Source organism: Lacticaseibacillus styriensis, from assembly GCF_030770295.1.
Lineage (GTDB): Bacteria > Bacillota > Bacilli > Lactobacillales > Lactobacillaceae > Lacticaseibacillus > Lacticaseibacillus casei.
In genome coordinates this window covers 1,050,478-1,071,690 of the sequence record NZ_CP132483.1, presented here as the reverse complement: position 1 = coordinate 1,071,690, position 21,213 = coordinate 1,050,478, and the positions used below count along the sequence as shown (strand labels likewise).

The window sequence follows — 21,213 nt, the reverse complement described above, 5'->3', positions numbered from 1 at the left end:
TCCTCATTGTTTGTGCACTAATGCTGGCATGGCCTGTAACTTGCTAGGCCATTTTGACTGAGCATCCTTTAGCAGCGCTTGCCAAGCCTGCCATACATTGGTTTCTGAATACCGTTCTGCCGAATCATAAGCACCGCTCGAATATTGTTGTGCCAGTTCCGGATCGCGCAGTACATCAAGTATGGCGGCTGCCAACGCCTTGTAATCGCCATTAGCCACAATTCGACCGTTGATCCCATCTTCAATAATTTCATTGGGTCCATAATTGACATCGTACGTGAACCCGATCAACCCGTGTGAAATGGCCTCCATGATACCCAGGTTAAATCCTTCCATCCGCGACGTGAGGCCATACATCATGGCATGATTTTCAACTTCTGCAACATCAGTGATGTAACCTTTAAACTTCACAACCTCTTCCAGGTGATTCTCTTTGATCGCCGCTTCAATCGCTCGCCGCGCTTTGAAGTTTTCTGAAGGATCCGCATACCCATATAAATCTAAGCTGACAGCAGGTATCGCGCGATGCACAATACCAACAGCCCGCACCAGATCATCAAGTCGCTTTTCCCAAGCGATACGGGCAAAAACGACCATTTTGCCAAACTGCCGCTTTGCTACAGGAATTCGTGGTTCGGCTAGCTGTCGATCAGGAATAATGCCCACAGGAATGGTAAACAGTTTTGTCTGCGGCGAAAACCGTGCCTCGACGTCCCGAGTTTGCCGATGAGTCGCTGAAACCACGGCATCGTAACCGTTCATGGCGTGCATGCCAAACTCATAAAAGTTGTTCAAAATGGCATTCATCGGATCTTGTGAGTCGCTGGCATGTGAGTTGTGCAAATAAAACACCGTATAGGCTGGCCTTTTCAGATGGAGCAAGCCCCAATCCCCTAAATGTGAGCGATCAAGCACAAAAATATTCGGTGTCGTTTCTGACCAAAAAGTCTCGTTAAGTAAATCAAAAAAATGTTTGGTCAGACGCTCAATCGTATCAAATTGACGGATAGTTCCATCCCGATCAATCAATCGCCAGCCTGACTTTTGGCGCTTGCCAACCGCGTCATCCTTATTAAAAGTTTCCAAGACCGTCTTCCCGGCAGGCGTTTGCCAAGTTTCCGTGCCGATTTTGTTGTCTGGTGTATACCATTGGCTTAGTGATGCAAAACCGCGACTGTCATAGTGATCGACCCGAAAAAGATTGTTGAAACCGTCAAAGAGTTCAACCGACTGAACTGTCCTATCGTCATTCAAATTAACCCGTGCAACCAGCTGCTCGCGTGCCGTGAAGACCAGATCCCGCGTCTTCTCATGTCGCACGTGTGTATTCATGACCCCAAAATCAAGCTCTGCCGTAACAATTTTTTTGGCAGGGACATCCAACGCTTCTTGAAAATAGTCAAACATGCCAATCAGCTGTCGATCCGCAATCCCAGCCTCTTTGGCGTGAATATGGAGTTGTGGATCCCAGTCGCGAATCACGATACGCGACTCAACGTGATGGGCATTAAAGAGTCTAAAGCGAGCCAGTTCCGCATGTTCAATTCCCGACTTTTGTTTGGGCATTGATGCGTTTATGAAGAAATTCATACTTGTAAAATCCTCCTGCAACGCTTCCACTGGATTAGACGGCCATTAACGAACACAAATTTCAGTGACTTCCGGTACCATCTCCCTCCTCGATGTTTGGCTTAACCAAACTTATGTTATATTATATCTGACAGAATTAATTTTTAAAAGTTATTACCTCGGTTTATTTTTTAAGTCAATTTTCAGTTTAATCATTTATAAGTTCCTTCATTTCAACGTTTTCAATAACTTATAGTTAAATTAAAAAGGACAACTGAAAATGCTTGCAAGAACGATTTGACACAAGCCGTATTCATAATTCAAAGGTTATTTAATATACCCTATCAGCTTATTAACCGGTTTTGTATCCACTATGACTTAACACCAATGGCAGCTGGAATCGCCCACAAAAAAAGCTTCATTTCAGCCACTTGTTCCTGACTGAAATGAAGCTACTATCGAAAACTAAATTTAAGCTGCCGCTGACATAACCATGAGGAAGGACACTTCATCGTAAGACGAATAGCCTTGCCTTGTCCCTTTTGCTCCTCATGTGTCATCGACATTCATTTACATCAAATTACTTTTTATTTGCCGGTTTGCCAACAGATTTGCCTGACTGCAATTTCGCGGCTAAATCAAGAATATAAGCCCGCAGCTCATCCTTAACTTCTGGATGGGTTAAGCCATATTCGATATTGGTTTTGACATAACCGAATTTGTTGCCGACATCATATCGATCGCCGGTAAACTCATGGGCGAAGACCCGTTGCGTTTGATTCAGTGTGTCAATAGCATCGGTCAGCTGGATTTCGTTTCCTTTACCCGGCTTTTGGTTTTCAAGAATGTCGAAAATCTCCGGTGTCAATAAGTAACGGCCGATAATTGCCAAGTCGCTTGGTGCATCAGCGACTGCTGGCTTTTCAACGAACTTCTTCACGTTGAAGAGGCCTTTGGAGACTTCTTTTTCAGGATCAATGACGCCGTAAGCCGATACCTCATCATGTGGAACTTTCTTAACGGCAAGAATCGAGGCATGGGTCTTATCGTACTCATTGATGAGTTGTTTGGTTAACGGAACCTTGTCATTCATCAGATCGTCACCAAGCATCACAACGAATGGTTCGTCGCCTACAAACGACTTAGCCAACCGAACGGCATCCCCAAGGCCACGCGGATATGGCTGACGCACGAAGAACAGGTTAACCCCGATATCGGTGGTTGAATGAACAAGCTGTAGCAAGGCATCTTTATGTTTTTCTTTTAGATTTTGTTCCAATTCTGGAGCCGAGTCGAAGTGATCCTCGATGGAACGTTTTTGTTTACCCTCAACAATCAGAATATCTTCAATACCACTGGCTTTAGCTTCTTCAACGATGAATTGAATGGTCGGTTTGTCAACAATTGGCAACATTTCCTTAGCTAAAGCTTTTGTTGCCGGCAAAAAACGGGTCCCAAGCCCGGCTGCCGGAATAACTGCTTTACGAACTTTCACACGCATACAAGTCCCTTCTCTACTAATTTAACTACCTACTCTACTATACTAGAAACCGCTTGCGAAGAGTACACGATTCCGCTAATTCTAAGAAAGAATTCATGACTTCATCGCAAAAAAATAAAAAAATCTCGGTTATTGTCAAAATGACCGGGATTTTTGTTAATCATTAATTTCATGGACTTTGAACTTCAGCGGTTCAATATGGTGCTTTCGCCAAGCCGCCAACAACGGCTGAATGGCCTGATGGGAATCAATCAAGACAATCCCACAGTCACCACCGCCTGCGCCTGACGATTTAGCCGCGCCACCTGCTTCTTCAGCCAGCGTCACCAATTGCCGCAAAGCCGGCGTTTGAATCGCAACCCCGGAAAAGTGTGCCAACTCGTCCAACAATTCACGGTTACGGCGAATGCCAGCCTGAATATGACTGAGCGAATGTTCCCTAAAGCCGGTAATGAGTTTCTCAAGTGTCTCGCGACTTGCCGTCAAAAACTGTTGATAAAGTTGTGGCTTTTTGGCTTTAGCCAAGGTGATTTTATCGACTAATTGTGATGTCGATGCTGGCGAACCGGTCCAGCCAACCAGTAGTTGCATATCTGCTGGCGCCGTTAACAACTCAATCGACAAGTCCGGCCAGTCAGCGTTGATCAAATCTGCCAGTGACATTTGATTTCTGGCAGCTGCCAGCCATGCTTTGTCAAACGAGCGGTAAGCGATCCAACCGCCATAAACCGAGGCAGCAATGTCACCTAAAGAGCCATTACCCTGAACATCGAGGTGGGCAATGGCCGCAAGCTTATAAATCTGGTCTTTGGACATCTTCAAATCATAAAACTTGGCAAGCGCTTTGATCGTTGCAACCGTTACCGCCGCGGAACTCCCCAAACCATACTTCTTTCCGTCTTTGGCATCCAGTTGCGAGTCAATATAAAGCTTGTATAAAGCAAGCGGTTTATTTAATTCACGCGCATACTGCTCTGTTAATTTAATCGCCGAGAGAATGTAATGAAATGGATTATCCCGGTTATCAAAAACCATCTCGTCGCCTTGGCGTTGCCAGTATAACGAGTTTTCTTGATACTGTTCAGACACGATACTGCCGAAATGCTTCGCGGCTTCGACCGTCACAGTGACAAATTGATCCAATGCCACAATGATTGCCGGGAAGCCGGTTTCGACCACCGCGTATTCACCGGCAACATAAAGTTTGCCTGGCGCCTGCGCTGTTATCACACAATCAGAACCCTTCAATTTTCATTAATCAAGGACCCCAGAAGGAATCCGACTGTAAGTATAGCTGACCTTAAGTGACAAAAATGTTAGTCAGCAAAAACCTTACCCTTTTTAAAGAAATACCTTAATTATTTTAGCAGACATTAGACTTTCTGCAAGAGCATGAGCCGGAGCGTTTAGAAATTGGAGCCATCGGCGTCCCTGTCAGTTTCGCTTCGCAGGATCCAAAAACGCTAACTGTTTCTCCTTAATCTCGGCAAACGTCTGCCACCACATTCTTTCCCAACGCGTGATTGGCGTAAATTTATCCCACGGCATGGGAAAATAGCCATTCGAGGCAAAATGAATGATTCCAGGCCGGTCCAACTGCCTTCTTATCTCATTGACCCGTTGCGGTGCCAAATGTTCATACTTATTCAGTAACCGATCATCGTATTGCAGATTAAACCGCCACGGTAACAGATGGATGTGCTGATAAAAGACAATATTGATAATATTTTGGTCACCATACGGGTAATTACGCCGATTGATGGCAGCCATCATCTTGTCAAACGGCGCAAAAGCGCGATAGGCGCGGGCATTAGCCACAAATACCCCTGCATCGATGTACTGGTCTATACTCGGCAGGAAAAATTCCTTTGCCCGATTATGATTCGGATGCGTGGCGTCTTCGTAATCCAAAACCCCGCCAAGGATGTCTTCCGGTGTTAGCTGATCAAACAGCTCATTCACATCGGTCGTCACCAGCACATCATTGTCCAAATACGCCAACTGATCATACGCCTGGAAATAATAAGGCAGCAACAGCCGCCAAAGGACCATTTTCGGCAATTTCGTGCCTGTTTCAAAATGATCTGAGACTTTTCCCATCATCTCGTATGGCGGCGTCCAAAAATCAATCGATATTTGTCCCTTGCCATACAATTGGGGCATTTGGCGAACGAAGTCGATATCTTCTTGATATCCACCTTCCAGTATCACCAGTATTTTCAGCGGGTCGTCTGATTCATAATGATTGATTAAAGATGTTATCGCCGTAACGGTCAACATAATATGTAAACCTTTTACACAAAAGACGACTGCTCGATTTGTCATTCTATCTCCTTTGATAATTGTCATGTCACAGATTGCGTACCTTCAGTGCTGCTGTACGTTAAAATTTTTCCTCACCGCGTTGTCAAATCATCTCCCTTAGCAATTTATATCAGTGTAAGGCAAAACAAACGCCTTACCAATCAAACTACTGTTAATCGATATCGGCCGAGTCGTTAACAAACCAGTCATTCACTATAAGGAGGAATCACCATGAGCCGCAATATCACGAGCCAAACGATTGTTTATACCCTGACCGACCCGGAGAACGAAGCATTCAAGCAGGTACGGCGGATGAACAACGTTGACCCTAATGCCAAAGACGAAGAATTGCTGGCAATCGGTCAAGCGTTTGCGAAGCTTTATCCAAACGCAACACTGACCAGCACCGTCTTGCAACAACAAGCTGCTGTCATCGCCTAAGTTAACCGGAGGGATTATTGATGAAAACACTGATTTTTAGTTTCAATTCCGAAGCTGGTAAAGCCACAAGCATTCGGATCAACAAATACGATGCCGAGATCACGGTTGAACAGGCGCAGCAATTCGCCGACGCTGTTGCTCAGGCACAGGCTTTCAAAAAGGAAGGCATGAACCTCTATGCCACACCCGTCAGTGCTAAGGTAACCGAAACCAACAGCACCGACCTCTTCACCACCGAAAAAAAGCCCGCGTAAAGTAAAGGGTCAAAACTGACCTCCCCCAACACGGCACCCCATTTTCCATGATGATCGATATGAAGCAGCCATTGCCCTCGAAAGAAGGTGACGGCTGCTTTTTGTGAGCGCGAACCGGCGCGGTTAGGAGTCTGCGCCGGTGAGCGCGTTATGGAGAGAGAGTCTCCAATAAGCACATGCCTGAGATAGAACAAATTCCTCCCTCAACATGAACGATCCATCATGACTCCTTCTTAGGCTCATCATTTTCACGACCAGCCAGCTTATTCAAGTCATCAAACGTTGGCAAACCTAACAAATGCGACCAGGCGCGCAACTTACCTAAAAGGCTCGCCTTTCCCGGCTTGTCGGACGCCAACGCATTGGCATCCCCTGCTGAAATAATCCCCTGAAATTCGCGGGCATACTGCGCCAACACCATTCCCAGCTGCTGCGCATATCCCCAGTTAGCCACTAACTGGCGCGGCGACATTTTCGATAACACAAACAAACTCAACGCTGCGTATCGACGCACGGCCAGCGAGGTCAATTCCGGTTTCTCCCGGGCGAGAGTCAGAAACACTGCTCCCAGTTGATGAATGGCTTCCAAATCACGTTTTTGAAATTTGGCGTGAACACTGCTAGTCGCGTTAAATCGGTAGTAATATCGCGGTTGGTCGACAAAATGAATTTGATCAATGCGCGGCAAGAGTTGGCCGATGAAGTATGCATCTTCAAGCAAATTAAAGTTGGCAACCGGCACTGGCTCCTTAAATAAATCGGCGCGAAACATTTTATTCCATAAATAGCCACGCAGATCATGGTCCTCAAGCCAATACCGATACTTGTCATCACCTTCGATTGTAAATACAGGCGCGTGAAACGACCGGGCTTTAATTTTAGTGCCGCCAATATAGTTATAGTAATTGACCACCGTCATATCGACCCGCGGCGTTTGCATCCCTTCTGCCATAGTGGATAACCACTGGGGATGAACCAGATCGTCACTGTCCATGAAAGCGAGGAACGAGCCCTTGGCGTGTTCTATGCCAACTTGCCGTGCGCGGGCCTGGCCGCCATTGTTAACGCGAACAACATGCAATCGCGCATTCTGGCGGGCATAGGCTGCTAAAATAATCTTACTGGTATCCACTGACCCGTCGTCCACACAAATGATCTCAAAATTCGAATAATCCTGCGCCAGCAAACTATCCAGTGCCTGAGCCAGATACTTTTCGGCATTATAGACCGGCATGATGACCGAGATCAATGCTTCCTGAGCTGACATATCGTCCCTCTTTTCCCTTGTACTTGCAATGTCTATTATCCGACAGCACGGCGGCCAAAAGCGATATATTTAGCCAAATAAAACAACAAAAGCAGGAAACAAATGGCTGCTTCCTGCTTACAGGTTCCGTGATGGCTGGTTCTGATCAACCGTTCGTCATGCCTTGGTCTGGCTAACGGCGAATCCCATTATTCCGGAAGCGTCTTGAGATCGTCTTCGGTCAACTGATACTTGGCATCAATCGGATCACCTTGTGAGGTCAGAATTTTCGGACCGTTATCCGTAATCACAAGGGTATGCTCGTACTGGGCACATTTGCTGCCATCAGCCGTGACATAGTATTCCCACGTATCACCTGGCACCTGCTTGCCCTTAATCTTCCAGGTACCTTCCGTGATCATCGGTTCGATCGTAATGGTCATGCCTGCCTTGAGCCGCAAGCCGTGACCAGGAACGCCATAATGCGGCACATTCGGACTTTCATGCATCGTCGGTTGAATGCCATGACCCACAAGCTCACGAACATCCCCATAACCGTTGTCGTCTTCTGTATAGGTCTGAATCGCCGCGCCAATATCACCGATTCGATTACCGACGACCGCTTCATCAATCCCAAGATATAACGACTTCTTGGTCACATCCATCAGCTTTTGGTCAGCTTCTGAGACTTTGCCGACACCATATGTCCAACAGGAATCGCTAAAATAGCCATGCCAACTGATCACTGTGTCGACGCTCACAACATCGCCGTCTTTTAATTTCAATCCCTTACGCGGAACGGCATGAGCAACTTCATCATTAATGCTGACACAGGTCACATACTTGTAGCCTTCAAAACCAACTTGTTCTGCTTTAGCGCCATGAGACTCAAAAAACTCTTTGGCAAACTTTTCAATTTCCCAGCTGGAGATTCCCGGCTTAATAATATCGCGCAAGCCAACATGCATGGCTGCTAAAATGGCACCTGACTTGGCCATGCCTTTAATTTCACGTGCTGATTTGATGGTAATCAAACTTCTTGCCTGCTTTCCAATACGATTTTAACTCGCAATTAGTGTAGCATTAATTGGAAAAGAGCGCGAGTGCAGCCGGTATGACGAATGAATCGCCCAGAAGTTGCCACCCTATGCTATAATCAGGCGAATGAGCAAGAACAACAGCCTCGCCGTCATCGGAATTCGAGGGCTGTTTTTTAGGAGGATGACTAGAATAATGGCAAGCGCGAGAATTGTATATGCCAGCCTAACCGGCAACAATGAAGACATCGCCAGTATTGTTGAAGAGGCTTTTGAAGATTTGAATGTCGATGTCACGACCACGGAAGTCTCACAAGCCTTGGCTAGCGATTTTGAAGATGTTGATATTTGTGTGACGGCAACTTACACCTATTCGGATGTTGGTGACGGCGAGTTACCGGATGAAGCCGTTGATTTTTATGAAGAGCTTCAGGATCTCGACCTGACCGGTAAAGTGTATGGCTGTTGCGGCAGCGGCGACCGGTTCTATGACGACTTCGCCACGTCTGTCGATGATTTCGACAAGGCGTTCGCCAAAACCGGCGCAACCAAGGGAGCCGAGAATGTTAAAATCGATCTTTCTCCTGAAGAAGAAGACATCAAGCATCTGGAAGCCTTCACCAAACAGTTAGTCGAAAAATTCAAATCTATGCAATAAAATAAACTGAACCCAAAAGGCTCGCGCAGATTGTCGCGCGAGCCTTTTATTGTGCCGCTGAAGGCAAATTGCATTCATTAGGATTCCTCTTTTGGCCGCGGCGTTTTCACCCGCCGCTTCACAAAGTCGTGGACTTTTCCCTTACTGCGATGAAGCCGACCGATGAAATACTCTGCCGTCAGCGCATTGATCACCGCACCCCACAATAAAACCAATGACGAAAAATTCAGCCACAACATAATCGCAATAAACGTACCGATAGTGCCGTAAGACAGGTAACGGGTGCCGAAATAATGCATATACAACGAAAAGGCTTGGGCAATCAGAAGCCAGCCAATCACTGTGAATGCAGTGCCTGGCAGCACCGTCCATATTTTGATTTTGACATTCGGTAAAAAGTAATCAAGAAACATAATGATAATGAATAATGCCGTAACCGTCACCGGCCAACGTAAGGTATTAAATGTTTTTAGCCAATCATCATTCAGCCGTAACAATGGGATCAGCCACTCAAGAAATTGGCGGCCAAATGCAAAGACAATCAAAATCGATCCCATCACAATAATCAGCGTGAACGTCATGAGCATCGACAACAACCGTTGAATAATGAAATTCTGCGTGGCATCTACGCCATAAACCTGATTAAAGCCCATCTTCAGGCCATTCACGCCTAGGCTAGCAGCCCACAATGTGGCGACAGCACCGATTCCCAATAACCCACCACTACTTGTGTTCAATAAATTGGCAATCACCGGATCGAGCCACTTCATCACATTAGAAGGCACCGCCTGTGTCAAATAAGTTGCTAAACTACTGTAAGTCAGCCCCAGGTATGGCAAAGCGTTGGCAACAAATAAGATCAAAGGAAAGAGCGATAATAACGCATAGTAGGCGATAGCCGCCGCGCTTTGGCCGATGTTGGATTCAGCCACACGATTCATTGCCAAGCGGACAAAGACCCAAAACTTGGTCCGGCGCGGCAACTTCATCTCTGCTAATGCCATCTGGCCCGAACGGATCATGGCCTGTTGCTCCGTTGAAAGTAACGGTCGTTTTTTACGATGATTTTTCCGCGCCATGCTTTACCCTCCTTCCCAGCCAATGATTAAGGCTCTCTTTAATTTTGCCAGAGTTAATCTAGTAAAAACAAGCAAAACATATTTTGATTCATAAATCATTTGAATAATGACGATCTTCGAAATGGCGCCTCGCCGATCACGCCAGAAGATGGGTGCCAACTGCACGGAGAAAAGCTGAATAATCGGCTTTAACCTGATTTAAATACCACTTGCTCCACCGTTGAACGGCACTGTCGAAGTGCTTATCCAGATAACCGGTGACGACTGCTGCCTGCGGTGTTTGGGCGTGCGCCATCGCCAAAAGGTAGGCCGTCATCTGGGTATAATACTGAAATTCAGTGAAGTTGAGTTCCTCCAGATCCACCGATCCTTTCATATCCCGAAACTGGCGAACATAATAACTTTTATCGCCGACATTAAACCAACCTAAAAAAGGATCAGAGGCTTTTTGAAGAATCATCTGAGCGGCAATGATTCGCTGTCCTTGACTGACTTCCTGTTGCAAAGTCATGCGTTCGGTATGCGGCAACAGTTCCTGCCGTGGCGGCAATGCTTCCTTGACCTGCAGGACTAAATGACTGCCGCCTAAGCCACTGAGCAAAACCAAATAGCAGTTCGTCCCGAAGCTGCCAATACCGACGCTGTGGTGAATAATATCCGTAATTCGATACTGGCTTAACAAAACCAGAATATCCGAACGCGTGGTCTTGCGATATTGGGTAAACCCATCATAAATCGCCTGGTAAGTTGCTTGATCAAGCCGCACGGAACTCGGCGGATCGTCTTTGAACCGCATGTGGCCATCATCAGTTGTCAGGGTATATTTTTTAACGACAGAATCATTATTGCGTTTTGTCGCTTTCTTAACGAATTTCGCCAACAATTGCGAGTCTTCTGCGCCGGGAATTTCCTGCATAAGATGATTGACCTCAGTGGATTGATAGAAGCGATCCAAAGCACCAAGCTTGAAGAGATCCCGTAAGGTTTTGCGATAAATGCTGGCATCGGTTTGCACCAGCTCATCTAACTTATCTGCCGCAAACCCCTGCTGATCACCAAGCAGATAAACACTGGTTAGTAGACGTTTGATATCAAATTCGAAGCTATTAATCTGAGCTTCGTCAAAGTCATTGAGGTCGAACAGCAAATTTCGTTCCGGCGAGGCGTAAAAGCCGAAGTTTTGTAAGTGCGCATCGCCATCGATTAACAGATTGATCCCCGATTTCTCACCTTGGCGCAAATCATACGCCATCAGTTCGGCAGTGCCACGGAAAAAGGCCGCCTGCGATGCACCCATTCGCTGGTGACGCATTGGCAATAGCGATTCCGTCAAATTCTGTTCCACACTATTAATAAACTGAACTGGATCACGATCAATTTTACTAACGGCAGCGAGGCTCTCAATCGGGGCGGTTTCTCGAATCTTTTTCCCCGTCTCCTTCAAATCATCAATCGTATACTTAGCTGCGACTCGCTCGCGTAATAATTCTTTAAGGTCGGATGAACTTCCCATAACTGACTCCTTCTTGGTTTTAGGTGCTGTCCGTTTCATTTTGTTAGGATAACACTTGGTAAGTCAAAAATAGCGCATTGTTGAGCGGTTTTCCAGTACTGTGAGCGCTGGAGCAACAAAAAAACCTGCTTGCACGCGACCTTACACCGGTCAATTGGCAAGCAGGTTTTATTCACATTAGTTTTATCGACAACAAGACGCACGGCAAAACGATGTTCCCCAGTTTATCGTTTAATAGCCTTGTGCGATTTGGGCTTTTTCAAACCATGAGATTCGCGGGTCGTCTGAAAACCGACCATTGACAATAAAGTCTTGCGTCACGGCGGTTAAAATGTCGACCATCTGATCGCGGGTGATATCGATGAAGCCCGGTGCCATCAAATTAGCAATCCCGGTTGCGACAATCCATACCCCACAAATCGTGTTGCGCAATTGCGCTTCGCTTAAGTTTTTGGCAGGTTCATAAGCATCAAAGACGCGCATAGCCGTACTCATTGCATATTCGCGCATCTCGTCAACCCCAAAATGATCTTCAACAAAAACCGCGCGGTAAAGCGGACGATTCTCTAGTGCAAAGTAAATGTAAGCCAACCCCAAGTCAACAACCGGATCATTCGTATAATGCTTAGCCATCTTCAATGCCAACAGTTCTTTGATACGATCCATGACGGCTTGCTTTAATTCAGCCATATTCTTGAATTCTAAATAAATCGGCTGAGTCGAGCAGTTCATTTTCTTTGCAATATTCCGTGCGGTAAAACTCTTAAAGCCTTGTTCCACAACCAGGTCATATGCTGCGTTGAGAATCTGATCATGCGTGATAGTTTTCTTTCGTGCCATATTGTTCCCCTTACTTTCTTTAAAAGTTATTTAAAACTAACTTGCACACAACTAAATTTTAGACACTTGGGGCAACATCTCCACTCCAAAAGATATGCCCTGTGCCTTGCTGTTATTTTACCAGAGATGAAAGCATAAAGGAACAGAATTCATAAAGAAATTTCAGTTTTTCTTAATTTATTTTGACATTTTTTGATGCCAGCCCGAGGCATCTTACGTCAGTCAGCGATCTGACTATGGTAAACTGTTGCCAAACTACTTGGAGGGATCCCATTATGCCATTAGCCAACTTTAACGAAAAGCTTAAACAATACGCCGATCTGGCGGTGGACATTGGTGTTGCCGTCAAACCCGGCGATACCGTCTATCTGCAGATTGCCGTGGACCAGGCCCCACTTGCGCGCCTGATTGTTGCCGCCGCCTATCAACGCGGTGCCGCGGAAGTTCAGGTTCAATGGTCTGACGATACACTCAAACGTCTGGATATGGCGCATATGGCCGAGGACCGCCTTTTCAATATTCCGCCTTTTGTTAAAGGTCAATTTGATTACTGGGTCGATCACCAAGCCAAACGGATCACCGTCATCTCGAGTGATCCGGACAATTTGGCCGCCATTGATCCGACAAGAATTGCCAAATATCAGGAAGCTTTCACGAAAGCCTACCAACGCCTGATGAACGCCATCAGCTCAATGAGCATTAGCTGGACGATTATCGGTGCTGCCAGTCCGGCGTGGGCGCAGAAAGTCTTTCCAGACGCCAAAACACCGCAAGAAGCGACTGACCAGTTATGGGAAGCGATTTTCAAAACCACCCGCGTCGACCAGCCTGATCCAGAAGCCGCTTGGAAAGCGCACGATCAGAAATTGAGCGCAAAGGCGAAATGGCTGACGAATGAACAATTTGATCAACTTCATTACATGGCGCCGGGGACGGATTTGGTCGTTGGATTGCCGAAGAGTCACATTTGGAAGGGCGGTGGCGCCTTCAATCCGCGTGGCGAAGAATTCATGGCCAACATGCCAACGGAAGAAGTCTTCACGGCTCCGGATTTCCGGCGAATCGACGGCACGGTTGTTTCGACCAAGCCCCTTAGCTACAGCGGCCAGATCCTGGAAGGCATGCAATTTACGTTTAAAAATGGGCAAGTTGTGAACGCCCATGCCGATCGGGGGAATGATGTTTTGCAAAACCTACTCAAAACGCCTGGCGCCCGTTCACTAGGCGAAGTGTCGCTGGTGCCGGATCCATCCCCCATCTCGCAATCCGGGCTTATTTTCTTCAATACCCTTTATGACGAAAATGCGTCAGATCACATGGCACTCGGCCAAGCCTATCCATTTTCGGTCAAAGACGGCGTGGCAATGAACGCCGAACAACGAAGGACGGCAGGCTTAAATCAAAGCCCTACCCATGTTGACTTCATGATGGGCTCCGCCAACATGAACATTGATGGCATTAAACCTGACGGCACTGTGGTACCCATCTTCCGCAACGGCGACTGGGCGTAGTGTCCAGCATCATAGCAGCGTTAAAAAAACCGAATCAAAGCATTTTGCAACAATTGCAAAAATGTCTTGGTTCGGTTTTTGATTGATACGCCAGTCGACTCAACTTTGCGCTTTTGCCGGTTGGATCGCCCTTAAGACATCCAAAAAGATTTGACCGTATTTGTCGAGTTTAGCTTGGCCGACCCCTTTGACCGCCAAAAACTCGTCCATCGTTTGCGGCATCGCGTTGCCAATCGCCTTTAGCGTTTTGTCCGAAAAAATCATGTAAGGCGGCAAATGCTGTTGTTCTGCCAACTGGCGCCGAGTACTGCGCAATTCCTGGAAGATTGTGTCATCGACTTCCAGTGTTTGCTTCGCTTTCTGCGCGGTTTTCTGGAAAACAGTTGCCTGGCCGCGTAAAACCTCGGCTCCTTTGGCGGTAAGCCCAAGTGTCGGATACTGGCCGCCGCGGGTCTCAAGATACCCACCAGCCGTCAAAAAGTCGATAAACGTTGTGATGTCACGCTGACGGCGATTTTGCATCAAGCCGTATGTAGACAGCTGATCCAAGTGAAACGACAAGACACGCTGATTGTGCGCCCCTGCAAGTACTTGGGCAACAACGCCCTTGCCAAATCGTTCGTGTAGCCGCACAACACATGACAACACCTTCTGGGCATCGATGGTCACGTCAACCGATTCGCGATCATCAAGACAATTAGAGCAGCGGCCGCATGGCTTAGTTCCCGTTTGCCCAAAATAATCCAAAATAAACTGTTGTAGACACTGGTCGGTATTGGCATAACGTTCCATTGTTTTTAGTTTGTCGTATTGCCGCTGTTTGTGCGCCTCGTCGCCTTCGGATTGGTCAATGAAGAACCGTTGTACCTGTAAATCTTGCGGCTTGAATAACAAAATGGCTTCGCTTGGAAGGCCATCCCGTCCGGCACGCCCGGCTTCCTGATAATAAGACTCCAAATCCTTGGGAATTTGGGCATGAATGACAAAACGAACGTTGCTTTTATTGATGCCCATGCCAAATGCATTCGTTGCAATCATAATCAGCTTGCGATCGAACAGAAAATCTTCTTGATTGGCTGCCCGCTGCTTTTCAGTCATACCGGCGTGATACTTTGCCACTGGTAACTTTTTATGTTCTAAGAACGTATAGAGGCGATCCACCTCTTTGCGAGTGCTCGCGTAAATAATGCCGGATTGATCGACATTGAGTTTAAGATAATCCAGCAGATAACGATCTTCGTCCTGATCACGAACCACTTTAAAGCTAAGGTTATCGCGTTCAAATCCGGTATTAATGACCCCATCATCCGGAATCATCAGACGTTGACAAATATCCTGACTGACCCGCGGCGTAGCGGTTGCAGTCAAGGCAATCACAGGCGGATGTGCTGGCAACTGGGCAGCGACCTGGGCTAGATTCAGATAACTTGGCCGGAAATCATGTCCCCACTGTGAAATACAATGGGCTTCATCAATCGCAAAAAGCGCCACATGCGTCGCGGCAAGTTGCTGCACAAACCAATCGTTGTCAAATCGTTCTGGAGCCACATACAACAACTTGATCTGCCCCGATTTTGCCTGATCCAGTCGCTCGTTAATTGTCTGAAAATCAAGCGTGCTGTTAATAAACGTCGCTGGGATATCATTGTCATTTAATGCATCAACCTGATCCTTCATCAAGGCAATCAAAGGCGACACCACCAATGTCAATCCCGGCAGTAACATAGCCGGCACCTGATAGCACAACGACTTACCACCACCGGTCGGCATCACGACTAGGGTGCTTTCTCCTGCCATCACGCGATCAATTGCCTGTTTTTGGCCGGTTCGAAAATGATCGTAGCCAAATTTTTCTTTTAAAATCGTTGTTGGTTGCGTGACAACCATACTTGTCCTCCTAACCGGTTTTTGCTTGCCTCAATTATAGATTTTGATAACTATAGCAGATGCCCTTTTCAAAAGTATTAACTGCGAAATGTGACGCCCTACCACAAATTGCCGTATTTAAAGCAAATTGACTACAAACCAAATAACCAGACTAAAGCCTAACACCATTAAATCCAGTAGTAATAAATTCAAATTCAACAAAGTCCACCACGCAAAGCCAGCTGGCCAAAACGTGAGGAAGAGATAGAAAATGACGATAGTGCCTAAAAAAGCCACCGGTGCACTTTGCCACATATTCTGCAGGTCGCGATGCGATAAAGCGACACCTGGCGTCAAAATCAAGGTCACGACTAGAAAAATAGCCAACCACTGCCAGTTAATCGCCACCATGCCGCGCATCATGACCCATTTTTCACTGAGGCTCGATGAAGCCGCAAGCACTTGCCACACCTGATTGCCTGCCGGGAAAAACGCCCACCGACCAAGGACCAGAAGAACAACGCTGATGCCCCAAACCGGTGCGCTGCTGGATAAAAACAACCCCAGCTGGGCAAGCGGATCATGCCTGTCATAACGCAAACTGACATGTGCAGCGCTGCCTTGCAACGGATCGGCTCGCAACGAAAAATTCGTCACCTGTAACCCAAATAATCGCGCAACAGCCGCATGCAACAACTCATGAACAAAAATGCCCGGCTTCATGTACCATATTTGCGTGTTCGATCGGCCGGCATGGTTTACCATGGCTTGAACCGTCGCACCATTAACCGCGCTAATGAGCAGGATGCCACCAATGAAGATCAACCATCCGGGGACATAAACATTCATGAAAGCTTGCATGTGGGCATCCTCCTTTGGTATGGGTGGATTTTGGATCAGTTAACGTGTTGCTGAAGGAGACGAGGTTATTCACCGATCATTGACGGCATAAGAATGACAGGCTGCTTGGCGCTTTTTTTGCCATTCATTTCGCTTCCATAAACCGTTTGTCAGCCCCAAAATCTGCGTGTAAGGGCCTTGGGCGTAATGGTCAAAACCCGACCCGTACCGATACTGCCGCGAAAACTCGCTCACTGGCGCAGAAGTCTACGTGTAAGGACCTTGGGCGCAATGGTCAAAACCCGATCCCCGTACCGATACTGCCGCGAAAACGCGCTCACTGGCGCAGAAGTCTACGTGTAAGGACCTCAGGCGCAATGGCCAAGACCGGGCCATCACGCCTGAGGCCACTTACACTTCGACTTCTAACCGCGCCAGTTCGCGCTCTGATTAATTTGCCCTAAACGCAGCTTTAGTTTAAACTTGTGAATGTTCCGCGGTAGTAGCTCAATCGGATAGAGCGCCGGCCTCCTAAGCCGTAGGTTGAGAGTTCGATTCTCTCCTGCCGCATCATTATAGCATACCAAAATCAACTAACATAAAATCCACAAAAAGCCTTCCGTCTGTGTTTTTCGGGAAGGCCTTTTGCTTACACGGTAAAAAACCAATAAAAATAGCAATAAATCTCAAACGGTTCAGTGCCTTTGTTAGTCTGCAATCATTTTGATGGCAGTATTTCGGCTAACACTTCTTTGCTTATGACGTGCTGCAGTGGATTTTTTGAAACGCTTGTAATCATTTTCTTACTTTCCAGCATATCAATGGCACGTTTAGTTCGTGTTCTCGGAATCGAGTTAGGGGTTCGCTTAAGAACTTCAACAATATCACGATCTTGTATACCATAAGTGATGCTTTCGGTAAATAAATACGATTGAAGAAGAACGTACAGGACCTCCTTCATCACGTCATCCAGATCAGTGAACTTCGCATACAACTTTTTGCTGGTTGATTGCAGCTGTTCCTTAGACGACTCCAGCTCATTTATAACGTCTGTTTGACCACTTTCGATAATCTTTAACATCCCTTTTAGAAAGAATGTTAGCTCTGCCCTGTTTTCAATATTATCAGCTTCTTGAAAGAGCCGATAATAGGTCGAAAGATTGTTGTGGATAGCGGTTGAAACAGATAGACCCGTAAATGGATCGAGCTTACTTGAAATATACGATGACAGCAAATATCGTCCGGTACGGCCATTTCCATCCAAAAATGGATGCGTATTTTCGAACATGAAGTGCGTGATAACCGCTTTCTCAAGGGTAAGCAAATCATCACTGTTCATAAATATGATTAATTGTTCCAAGGCCACTTCAATTTCGTTTTCGGTAACAGGCGGTATATGAACAGCGTGAGCATCTGTACCAATAAATGCAAATTTATTCCTAAATAATTTACCATCGGGCAACTTTGCGTCTGGTATTTCTCCTTTTAGCAACTCATCATAAATGTCACGGTAATCCTTCAACCCGTTAATCTGCCTCATTCTACCAGTGGCCGAATCATGATACTTCCGAATGGTAGACTCCAACCGTTTCTCGACTCTACCAGGCTTCTGCTGTAAATTACCAATGATGGTTCCAATTTCCTTAGGATTTGTCTGAATGCCTTCGATTTCGTTCGTAAAAATAATCTCGTTACTCAAAAGCTTCTTTAAATAACTTCTAATCGCAACAGGAGGCAATTGCTGATGATTGGCTAAATTGACAATCGTCGCCGAATGACTCTGAATACGACTCACAAGGAGATTGATATCATGTGTCTCGACAAAGAATATAGGGTATTTCGCGACAGAAATCGCTTTATTTTCTGCGGCCGCGAGATCCAACAGAGCCGGGTTTTCAAGTACAGGAAAGAGCGTAGTTTTAACCGTGGACGGCCCTGAAAGTCTGAGTCGATATTCAGCATCAATTTCCTGAGGGCTCTTTCTGCCCGTGCCATTATTGTTGTACTTAAATTTGCTTAATGGTAAATAGCTCATGCGTCACCACCTTCATTCTTTAAATTCCATAAATATTGCTGATTGTTTCTTAATTATCGCCCTTAATTTTAAAAAATCAAGTATTTTTAAAAATAGGAACTCGGAAATAAAAGCCAACATGTAATATATCCGAAAAATAGAGAATAGAAAAAGTCTTCCACTTGCACCAGCGAGCAGAAGACTTTTGTTGTCATTAACTTTCATTGCTAGTAACAATGGTTCAACGCGTAGCTTACTTGTTAAGCAGTTCGATACGACCGTTCAATCGAGTCGAGCATTCGCCCAACGTTGCGCCGGCGCTTGTGGCCTACGAGCAGCTCAGTGATCATTTGCTTCAGCTGGGCAACCCAGTTGATCGGCTGAACGGTTTCACTCACCTGAACGCGACTGGCCGCGGCACTCAACGGTGTGATCAAATAACGGACTTTGAACCGTGAGAAGCGCGTCATCGTCAGCATCGCAAATTCGCGATTGATCACATTTTGTGTGACTTTCACCTGTGCCCATTCACCATCAGGAAACTGCTTGCGGTAGGTAAAACCACCAAGCTCAGCCATATCAACTGGCTGATGGCCAGCTGCGATAATATCGGCTTGGACCGGCGCTACGATTTTACTATATAAAAATGCTGCCGGTGTCTGTAATGTCTTTTCAATTTTCATGGGGATTACCTCTCTTGCTTGTGAGCGTGAGCCGGCGCGCTTAGGGGTCGGAGTGTAAGTGGCCTTGGGCGTGATGGCCCGGGCTTAGGCCATTGCGACCAAGGTCCTTACACGCAGACCCCTGCGCCGACGAGCGCGTTATGGTGACGACGGTTATGCTGATACCTGCCACAGCCACCCGTTTTACTTTTGGGCATGGACTTGCTGGTAAAGATCAATAATCTCATCGGCAAGGCGACGAATTGTCATGGCACTCATAAGATGATCCTGACTGTGCACCATTAATAAGGTGACGTCAACTTTTTGACCTCGTGCCTCGTACGTCAGCATTTGGGTCTGGGCTTGATGAGCTTGCTTCAGCTTCGCATCCGCGTGTTTCAAAAGTTTGCGGCTGCGTTCGATTTGATCGGCTTTGGCTGCATCAATCGCTGCCATCGTCGCTTTCTGCGCATCACCGGCTGCACTCATCAGCGTCATCATAGCAGCCATTTGTTCCGCCTTCATACTTTCCATGACTGCCCTCCGTCCTTATCATACCGCTGATTTTGTCTCATGGCTGTTTCTTATGCTTACCTTTATTCCGCCGATCCCGCACGCGATTTTTTTTATGTTTGCGATGCGGCTTCTCGCCCGGATCAGCTGCTTCAGCTGGCTGCTCTTTCTTAAGCATTTTTCGTGCTGACTTTTGCTTAGGTACTTGAGCTGCTGAATCAACGGTGGCGCTGTCTTTTGGCGTGTCTGCCGATGGTGTTGGTGGCGTGTCGACTAACTTTCCATCGACCATATACGCCCGGTGAATCCCATATTGCGGTACCAGCTTGGCCAAGTCACGGCGATCATGATCATCCCCCAAGGTCACGACCATCCCTGACTCACCCATGCGGCCGGTGCGCCCGGCGCGATGAATATACACTTCGGCTCGCTTTGGCGGATCAAAGTTCACCACGGCCGGTAGCTTGGGAATATCCAACCCACGGCCTGCCATATCGGTCACTAACAACAAAGTCACGCGACCATGCCGAAAATCGGTTAAGGCCTTTTGTCGGCTGGTTTGGCGGCCTTCCCGCGATAATACGGCAAAGCGTACGGCTTGATGGCGCAAAATGCCGGCAGCCCGTTCTAACGAGGCATTTTGATTGAAGAAAACCAGTGCCTTGAAGCCATCGGTGTGGGCCAGCGTGCGCAACCAATCGATTTGATGCGCGCGATCGGTTTGCAAGAAAAGGTGCCGAACCGTTCCTTGCGTCTTGTCGATGGCACGGACATCAATCAATTTAGGCGTTTTGCCAAACCACTTAGACATTTCCTTGAAATAAGGGCTTGGCGTGGCGGAGAAAAATGCCAACTGCGTTTCGGCCGGAGCTGCCGCAGCGATTTCCCGAACCTGCGCAAAGCCGGGATCCCGCAACATCTCATCGGCTTCGTCAACGACCAATGTTTGCAAACCGGCCAGCTTTAACTTATGCGATTGAATCAGTTCCAACAAACGTCCTGCTGTCGCCACAATCACTTCCGGTTTTTCTTTAAGCCGCGTCAACTGCCGCTTCACGTTCGCCGAACCGATAATGCCTTGAACGTTGACATGGATATCTTGCGCGTAAGGCGTTAACACGTCGCGCGTCTGGATGGCCAACTCTTGCGAAGGTGCCAAAATAAGCAGCTGAAGGCCATCACCCGGCACGATTTTTTCTAATAGCGGTAAGCCAAATGCCAGCGTTTTACCTGATCCGGTTGGTGCCAAGCCAATCACATCTTCATCGGTTTTTAGCGGCTGATAAACAGCAGCCTGAATCGGCGTTTGTTCGGTAAAGCCATCAGCCTGCCACCGTTTTTGAAACGGGGTTGCAATTGTCAAAA

19 protein-coding genes and 1 tRNA gene are annotated in these 21,213 nt (G+C 46.9%); 5 read left to right on the top strand and 15 right to left on the bottom strand.

The features are described 5' to 3' along the window. Nucleotides 1–3: 3 nt before the first annotated feature. The 4 genes from LACSTY_RS05180 to LACSTY_RS05165 form a co-directional block, all read right to left on the bottom strand. Entirely contained in the window at nucleotides 4–1,590 is a 1,587-nt protein-coding gene (locus LACSTY_RS05180; protein ID WP_087911924.1) for a glycosyltransferase family 4 protein, read from the bottom strand. A gap of 559 nt (nucleotides 1,591–2,149) precedes the next feature. Next, the gene (galU, locus tag LACSTY_RS05175) at nucleotides 2,150–3,064 is read right to left on the bottom strand and encodes a UTP--glucose-1-phosphate uridylyltransferase GalU (protein ID WP_049173056.1); all 915 of its coding nucleotides are present in this window, start codon (nucleotides 3,062–3,064) and stop codon (nucleotides 2,150–2,152) included. Nucleotides 3,065–3,226: 162 nt separating this feature from the next. Further along, nucleotides 3,227–4,300, bottom strand: a complete 1,074-nt coding sequence (locus tag LACSTY_RS05170) for a phosphomevalonate kinase (RefSeq protein WP_049173046.1) — start codon at nucleotides 4,298–4,300, stop codon at nucleotides 3,227–3,229. 204 nt (nucleotides 4,301–4,504) lie between these two features. After that, the gene (locus tag LACSTY_RS05165) at nucleotides 4,505–5,395 is read right to left on the bottom strand and encodes a glycosyltransferase (protein ID WP_087911923.1); all 891 of its coding nucleotides are present in this window, start codon (nucleotides 5,393–5,395) and stop codon (nucleotides 4,505–4,507) included. Between the two features lie 210 nt (nucleotides 5,396–5,605). Between LACSTY_RS05165 and LACSTY_RS05160 the strand changes: the two genes are divergently transcribed. Both LACSTY_RS05160 and LACSTY_RS05155 read left to right on the top strand, forming a co-directional pair. After that, nucleotides 5,606–5,815 (top strand): DUF1659 domain-containing protein, encoded by a 210-nt coding sequence (locus tag LACSTY_RS05160; RefSeq protein ID WP_087911922.1) that lies wholly within the window; start codon nucleotides 5,606–5,608, stop codon nucleotides 5,813–5,815. A 20-nt stretch (nucleotides 5,816–5,835) separates the two neighbouring features. After that, nucleotides 5,836–6,069, top strand: a complete 234-nt coding sequence (locus LACSTY_RS05155; protein ID WP_087911921.1) for a DUF2922 domain-containing protein — start codon at nucleotides 5,836–5,838, stop codon at nucleotides 6,067–6,069. Between the two features lie 220 nt (nucleotides 6,070–6,289). On the opposite strand, the gene LACSTY_RS05150 is transcribed toward LACSTY_RS05155, so the two are convergent. Both LACSTY_RS05150 and map read right to left on the bottom strand, forming a co-directional pair. Further along, nucleotides 6,290–7,336, bottom strand: a complete 1,047-nt coding sequence (locus LACSTY_RS05150; protein ID WP_087911920.1) for a glycosyltransferase family 2 protein — start codon at nucleotides 7,334–7,336, stop codon at nucleotides 6,290–6,292. A gap of 188 nt (nucleotides 7,337–7,524) precedes the next feature. Continuing rightward, a complete protein-coding gene (map, locus tag LACSTY_RS05145) occupies nucleotides 7,525–8,349 on the bottom strand; it encodes a type I methionyl aminopeptidase (RefSeq protein ID WP_025013679.1) in 825 nt (274 codons plus the stop codon). A gap of 199 nt (nucleotides 8,350–8,548) precedes the next feature. Here map and LACSTY_RS05140 point away from each other — a divergent pair, with 199 nt between their 5' ends. Next, a complete protein-coding gene (locus tag LACSTY_RS05140; RefSeq protein WP_049173038.1) occupies nucleotides 8,549–9,010 on the top strand; it encodes a flavodoxin in 462 nt (153 codons plus the stop codon). A gap of 77 nt (nucleotides 9,011–9,087) precedes the next feature. Here the strand turns inward: LACSTY_RS05140 and LACSTY_RS05135 are convergent, their stop codons facing one another. From LACSTY_RS05135 to LACSTY_RS05125, 3 genes are all read right to left on the bottom strand, one after another. After that, nucleotides 9,088–10,089, bottom strand: coding sequence for a YihY/virulence factor BrkB family protein (locus LACSTY_RS05135; RefSeq protein ID WP_087911919.1), 1,002 nt, complete (start codon nucleotides 10,087–10,089; stop codon nucleotides 9,088–9,090). A gap of 136 nt (nucleotides 10,090–10,225) precedes the next feature. Next, a complete protein-coding gene (locus LACSTY_RS05130; protein ID WP_087911918.1) occupies nucleotides 10,226–11,602 on the bottom strand; it encodes a DUF2252 domain-containing protein in 1,377 nt (458 codons plus the stop codon). A 231-nt stretch (nucleotides 11,603–11,833) separates the two neighbouring features. Continuing rightward, complete coding sequence (locus tag LACSTY_RS05125) at nucleotides 11,834–12,442, bottom strand: TetR/AcrR family transcriptional regulator (protein WP_010489114.1); 609 nt, start codon at nucleotides 12,440–12,442, stop codon at nucleotides 11,834–11,836. Nucleotides 12,443–12,717: 275 nt separating this feature from the next. On the opposite strand from LACSTY_RS05125, the gene LACSTY_RS05120 reads away from it, so the two are divergent. Continuing rightward, nucleotides 12,718–13,953 carry an aminopeptidase gene (locus LACSTY_RS05120; protein ID WP_087911917.1) on the top strand — a complete coding sequence of 412 codons (1,236 nt, stop codon included), beginning with the start codon at nucleotides 12,718–12,720 and terminating at the stop codon, nucleotides 13,951–13,953. A gap of 99 nt (nucleotides 13,954–14,052) precedes the next feature. Here LACSTY_RS05120 and recQ read toward each other — a convergent pair whose 3' ends face one another. Both recQ and LACSTY_RS05110 read right to left on the bottom strand, forming a co-directional pair. Then, nucleotides 14,053–15,840, bottom strand: coding sequence for a DNA helicase RecQ (gene recQ / locus LACSTY_RS05115; protein WP_087911916.1), 1,788 nt, complete (start codon nucleotides 15,838–15,840; stop codon nucleotides 14,053–14,055). Nucleotides 15,841–15,957: 117 nt separating this feature from the next. After that, a complete protein-coding gene (locus LACSTY_RS05110; protein ID WP_087911915.1) occupies nucleotides 15,958–16,680 on the bottom strand; it encodes a hypothetical protein in 723 nt (240 codons plus the stop codon). 475 nt (nucleotides 16,681–17,155) lie between these two features. Between LACSTY_RS05110 and LACSTY_RS05105 the strand changes: the two genes are divergently transcribed. Continuing rightward, nucleotides 17,156–17,229: transfer RNA gene (locus LACSTY_RS05105), tRNA-Arg, on the top strand. A 148-nt stretch (nucleotides 17,230–17,377) separates the two neighbouring features. On the opposite strand, the gene LACSTY_RS05100 is transcribed toward LACSTY_RS05105, so the two are convergent. The 4 genes from LACSTY_RS05100 to LACSTY_RS05085 all read right to left on the bottom strand — a co-directional run bounded on the left by LACSTY_RS05100 (nucleotide 17,378) and on the right by LACSTY_RS05085 (nucleotide 21,211). Then, nucleotides 17,378–18,694 carry a Fic family protein gene (locus LACSTY_RS05100; protein WP_087911914.1) on the bottom strand — a complete coding sequence of 439 codons (1,317 nt, stop codon included), beginning with the start codon at nucleotides 18,692–18,694 and terminating at the stop codon, nucleotides 17,378–17,380. 239 nt (nucleotides 18,695–18,933) lie between these two features. Further along, nucleotides 18,934–19,356 (bottom strand): DUF3284 domain-containing protein, encoded by a 423-nt coding sequence (locus LACSTY_RS05095; protein WP_087913240.1) that lies wholly within the window; start codon nucleotides 19,354–19,356, stop codon nucleotides 18,934–18,936. 183 nt (nucleotides 19,357–19,539) lie between these two features. Next, on the bottom strand, nucleotides 19,540–19,869 hold the full coding sequence (locus LACSTY_RS05090; protein WP_049173021.1) for a PTS lactose/cellobiose transporter subunit IIA: 330 nt from the start codon (nucleotides 19,867–19,869) through the stop codon (nucleotides 19,540–19,542). 37 nt (nucleotides 19,870–19,906) lie between these two features. Then, nucleotides 19,907–21,211 carry a DEAD/DEAH box helicase gene (locus tag LACSTY_RS05085; protein ID WP_087911913.1) on the bottom strand — a complete coding sequence of 435 codons (1,305 nt, stop codon included), beginning with the start codon at nucleotides 21,209–21,211 and terminating at the stop codon, nucleotides 19,907–19,909. Between the last annotated feature and the right edge of the window lie 2 nt (nucleotides 21,212–21,213).

What these genes read in the sequence shown, in the direction of transcription:
- LACSTY_RS05135 (WP_087911919.1), bottom strand. Translation starts at nt 10,089, where the DNA reads ATGGCGCGGAAAAATCATCGTAAAAAACGACCGTTACTTTCAACGGAG.
- LACSTY_RS05155 (WP_087911921.1), top strand. Translation starts at nt 5,836, where the DNA reads ATGAAAACACTGATTTTTAGTTTCAATTCCGAAGCTGGTAAAGCCACA.
- LACSTY_RS05110 (WP_087911915.1), bottom strand. Translation starts at nt 16,680, where the DNA reads ATGCAAGCTTTCATGAATGTTTATGTCCCCGGATGGTTGATCTTCATT.
- LACSTY_RS05130 (WP_087911918.1), bottom strand. Translation starts at nt 11,602, where the DNA reads ATGGGAAGTTCATCCGACCTTAAAGAATTATTACGCGAGCGAGTCGCA.
- LACSTY_RS05150 (WP_087911920.1), bottom strand. Translation starts at nt 7,336, where the DNA reads ATGTCAGCTCAGGAAGCATTGATCTCGGTCATCATGCCGGTCTATAAT.
- LACSTY_RS05140 (WP_049173038.1), top strand. Translation starts at nt 8,549, where the DNA reads ATGGCAAGCGCGAGAATTGTATATGCCAGCCTAACCGGCAACAATGAA.
- recQ (WP_087911916.1), bottom strand. Translation starts at nt 15,840, where the DNA reads ATGGTTGTCACGCAACCAACAACGATTTTAAAAGAAAAATTTGGCTAC.
- LACSTY_RS05120 (WP_087911917.1), top strand. Translation starts at nt 12,718, where the DNA reads ATGCCATTAGCCAACTTTAACGAAAAGCTTAAACAATACGCCGATCTG.
- LACSTY_RS05160 (WP_087911922.1), top strand. Translation starts at nt 5,606, where the DNA reads ATGAGCCGCAATATCACGAGCCAAACGATTGTTTATACCCTGACCGAC.
- LACSTY_RS05180 (WP_087911924.1), bottom strand. Translation starts at nt 1,590, where the DNA reads ATGAATTTCTTCATAAACGCATCAATGCCCAAACAAAAGTCGGGAATT.
- LACSTY_RS05165 (WP_087911923.1), bottom strand. Translation starts at nt 5,395, where the DNA reads ATGACAAATCGAGCAGTCGTCTTTTGTGTAAAAGGTTTACATATTATG.
- LACSTY_RS05125 (WP_010489114.1), bottom strand. Translation starts at nt 12,442, where the DNA reads ATGGCACGAAAGAAAACTATCACGCATGATCAGATTCTCAACGCAGCA.
- LACSTY_RS05090 (WP_049173021.1), bottom strand. Translation starts at nt 19,869, where the DNA reads ATGGAAAGTATGAAGGCGGAACAAATGGCTGCTATGATGACGCTGATG.
- LACSTY_RS05100 (WP_087911914.1), bottom strand. Translation starts at nt 18,694, where the DNA reads ATGAGCTATTTACCATTAAGCAAATTTAAGTACAACAATAATGGCACG.
- LACSTY_RS05095 (WP_087913240.1), bottom strand. Translation starts at nt 19,356, where the DNA reads ATGAAAATTGAAAAGACATTACAGACACCGGCAGCATTTTTATATAGT.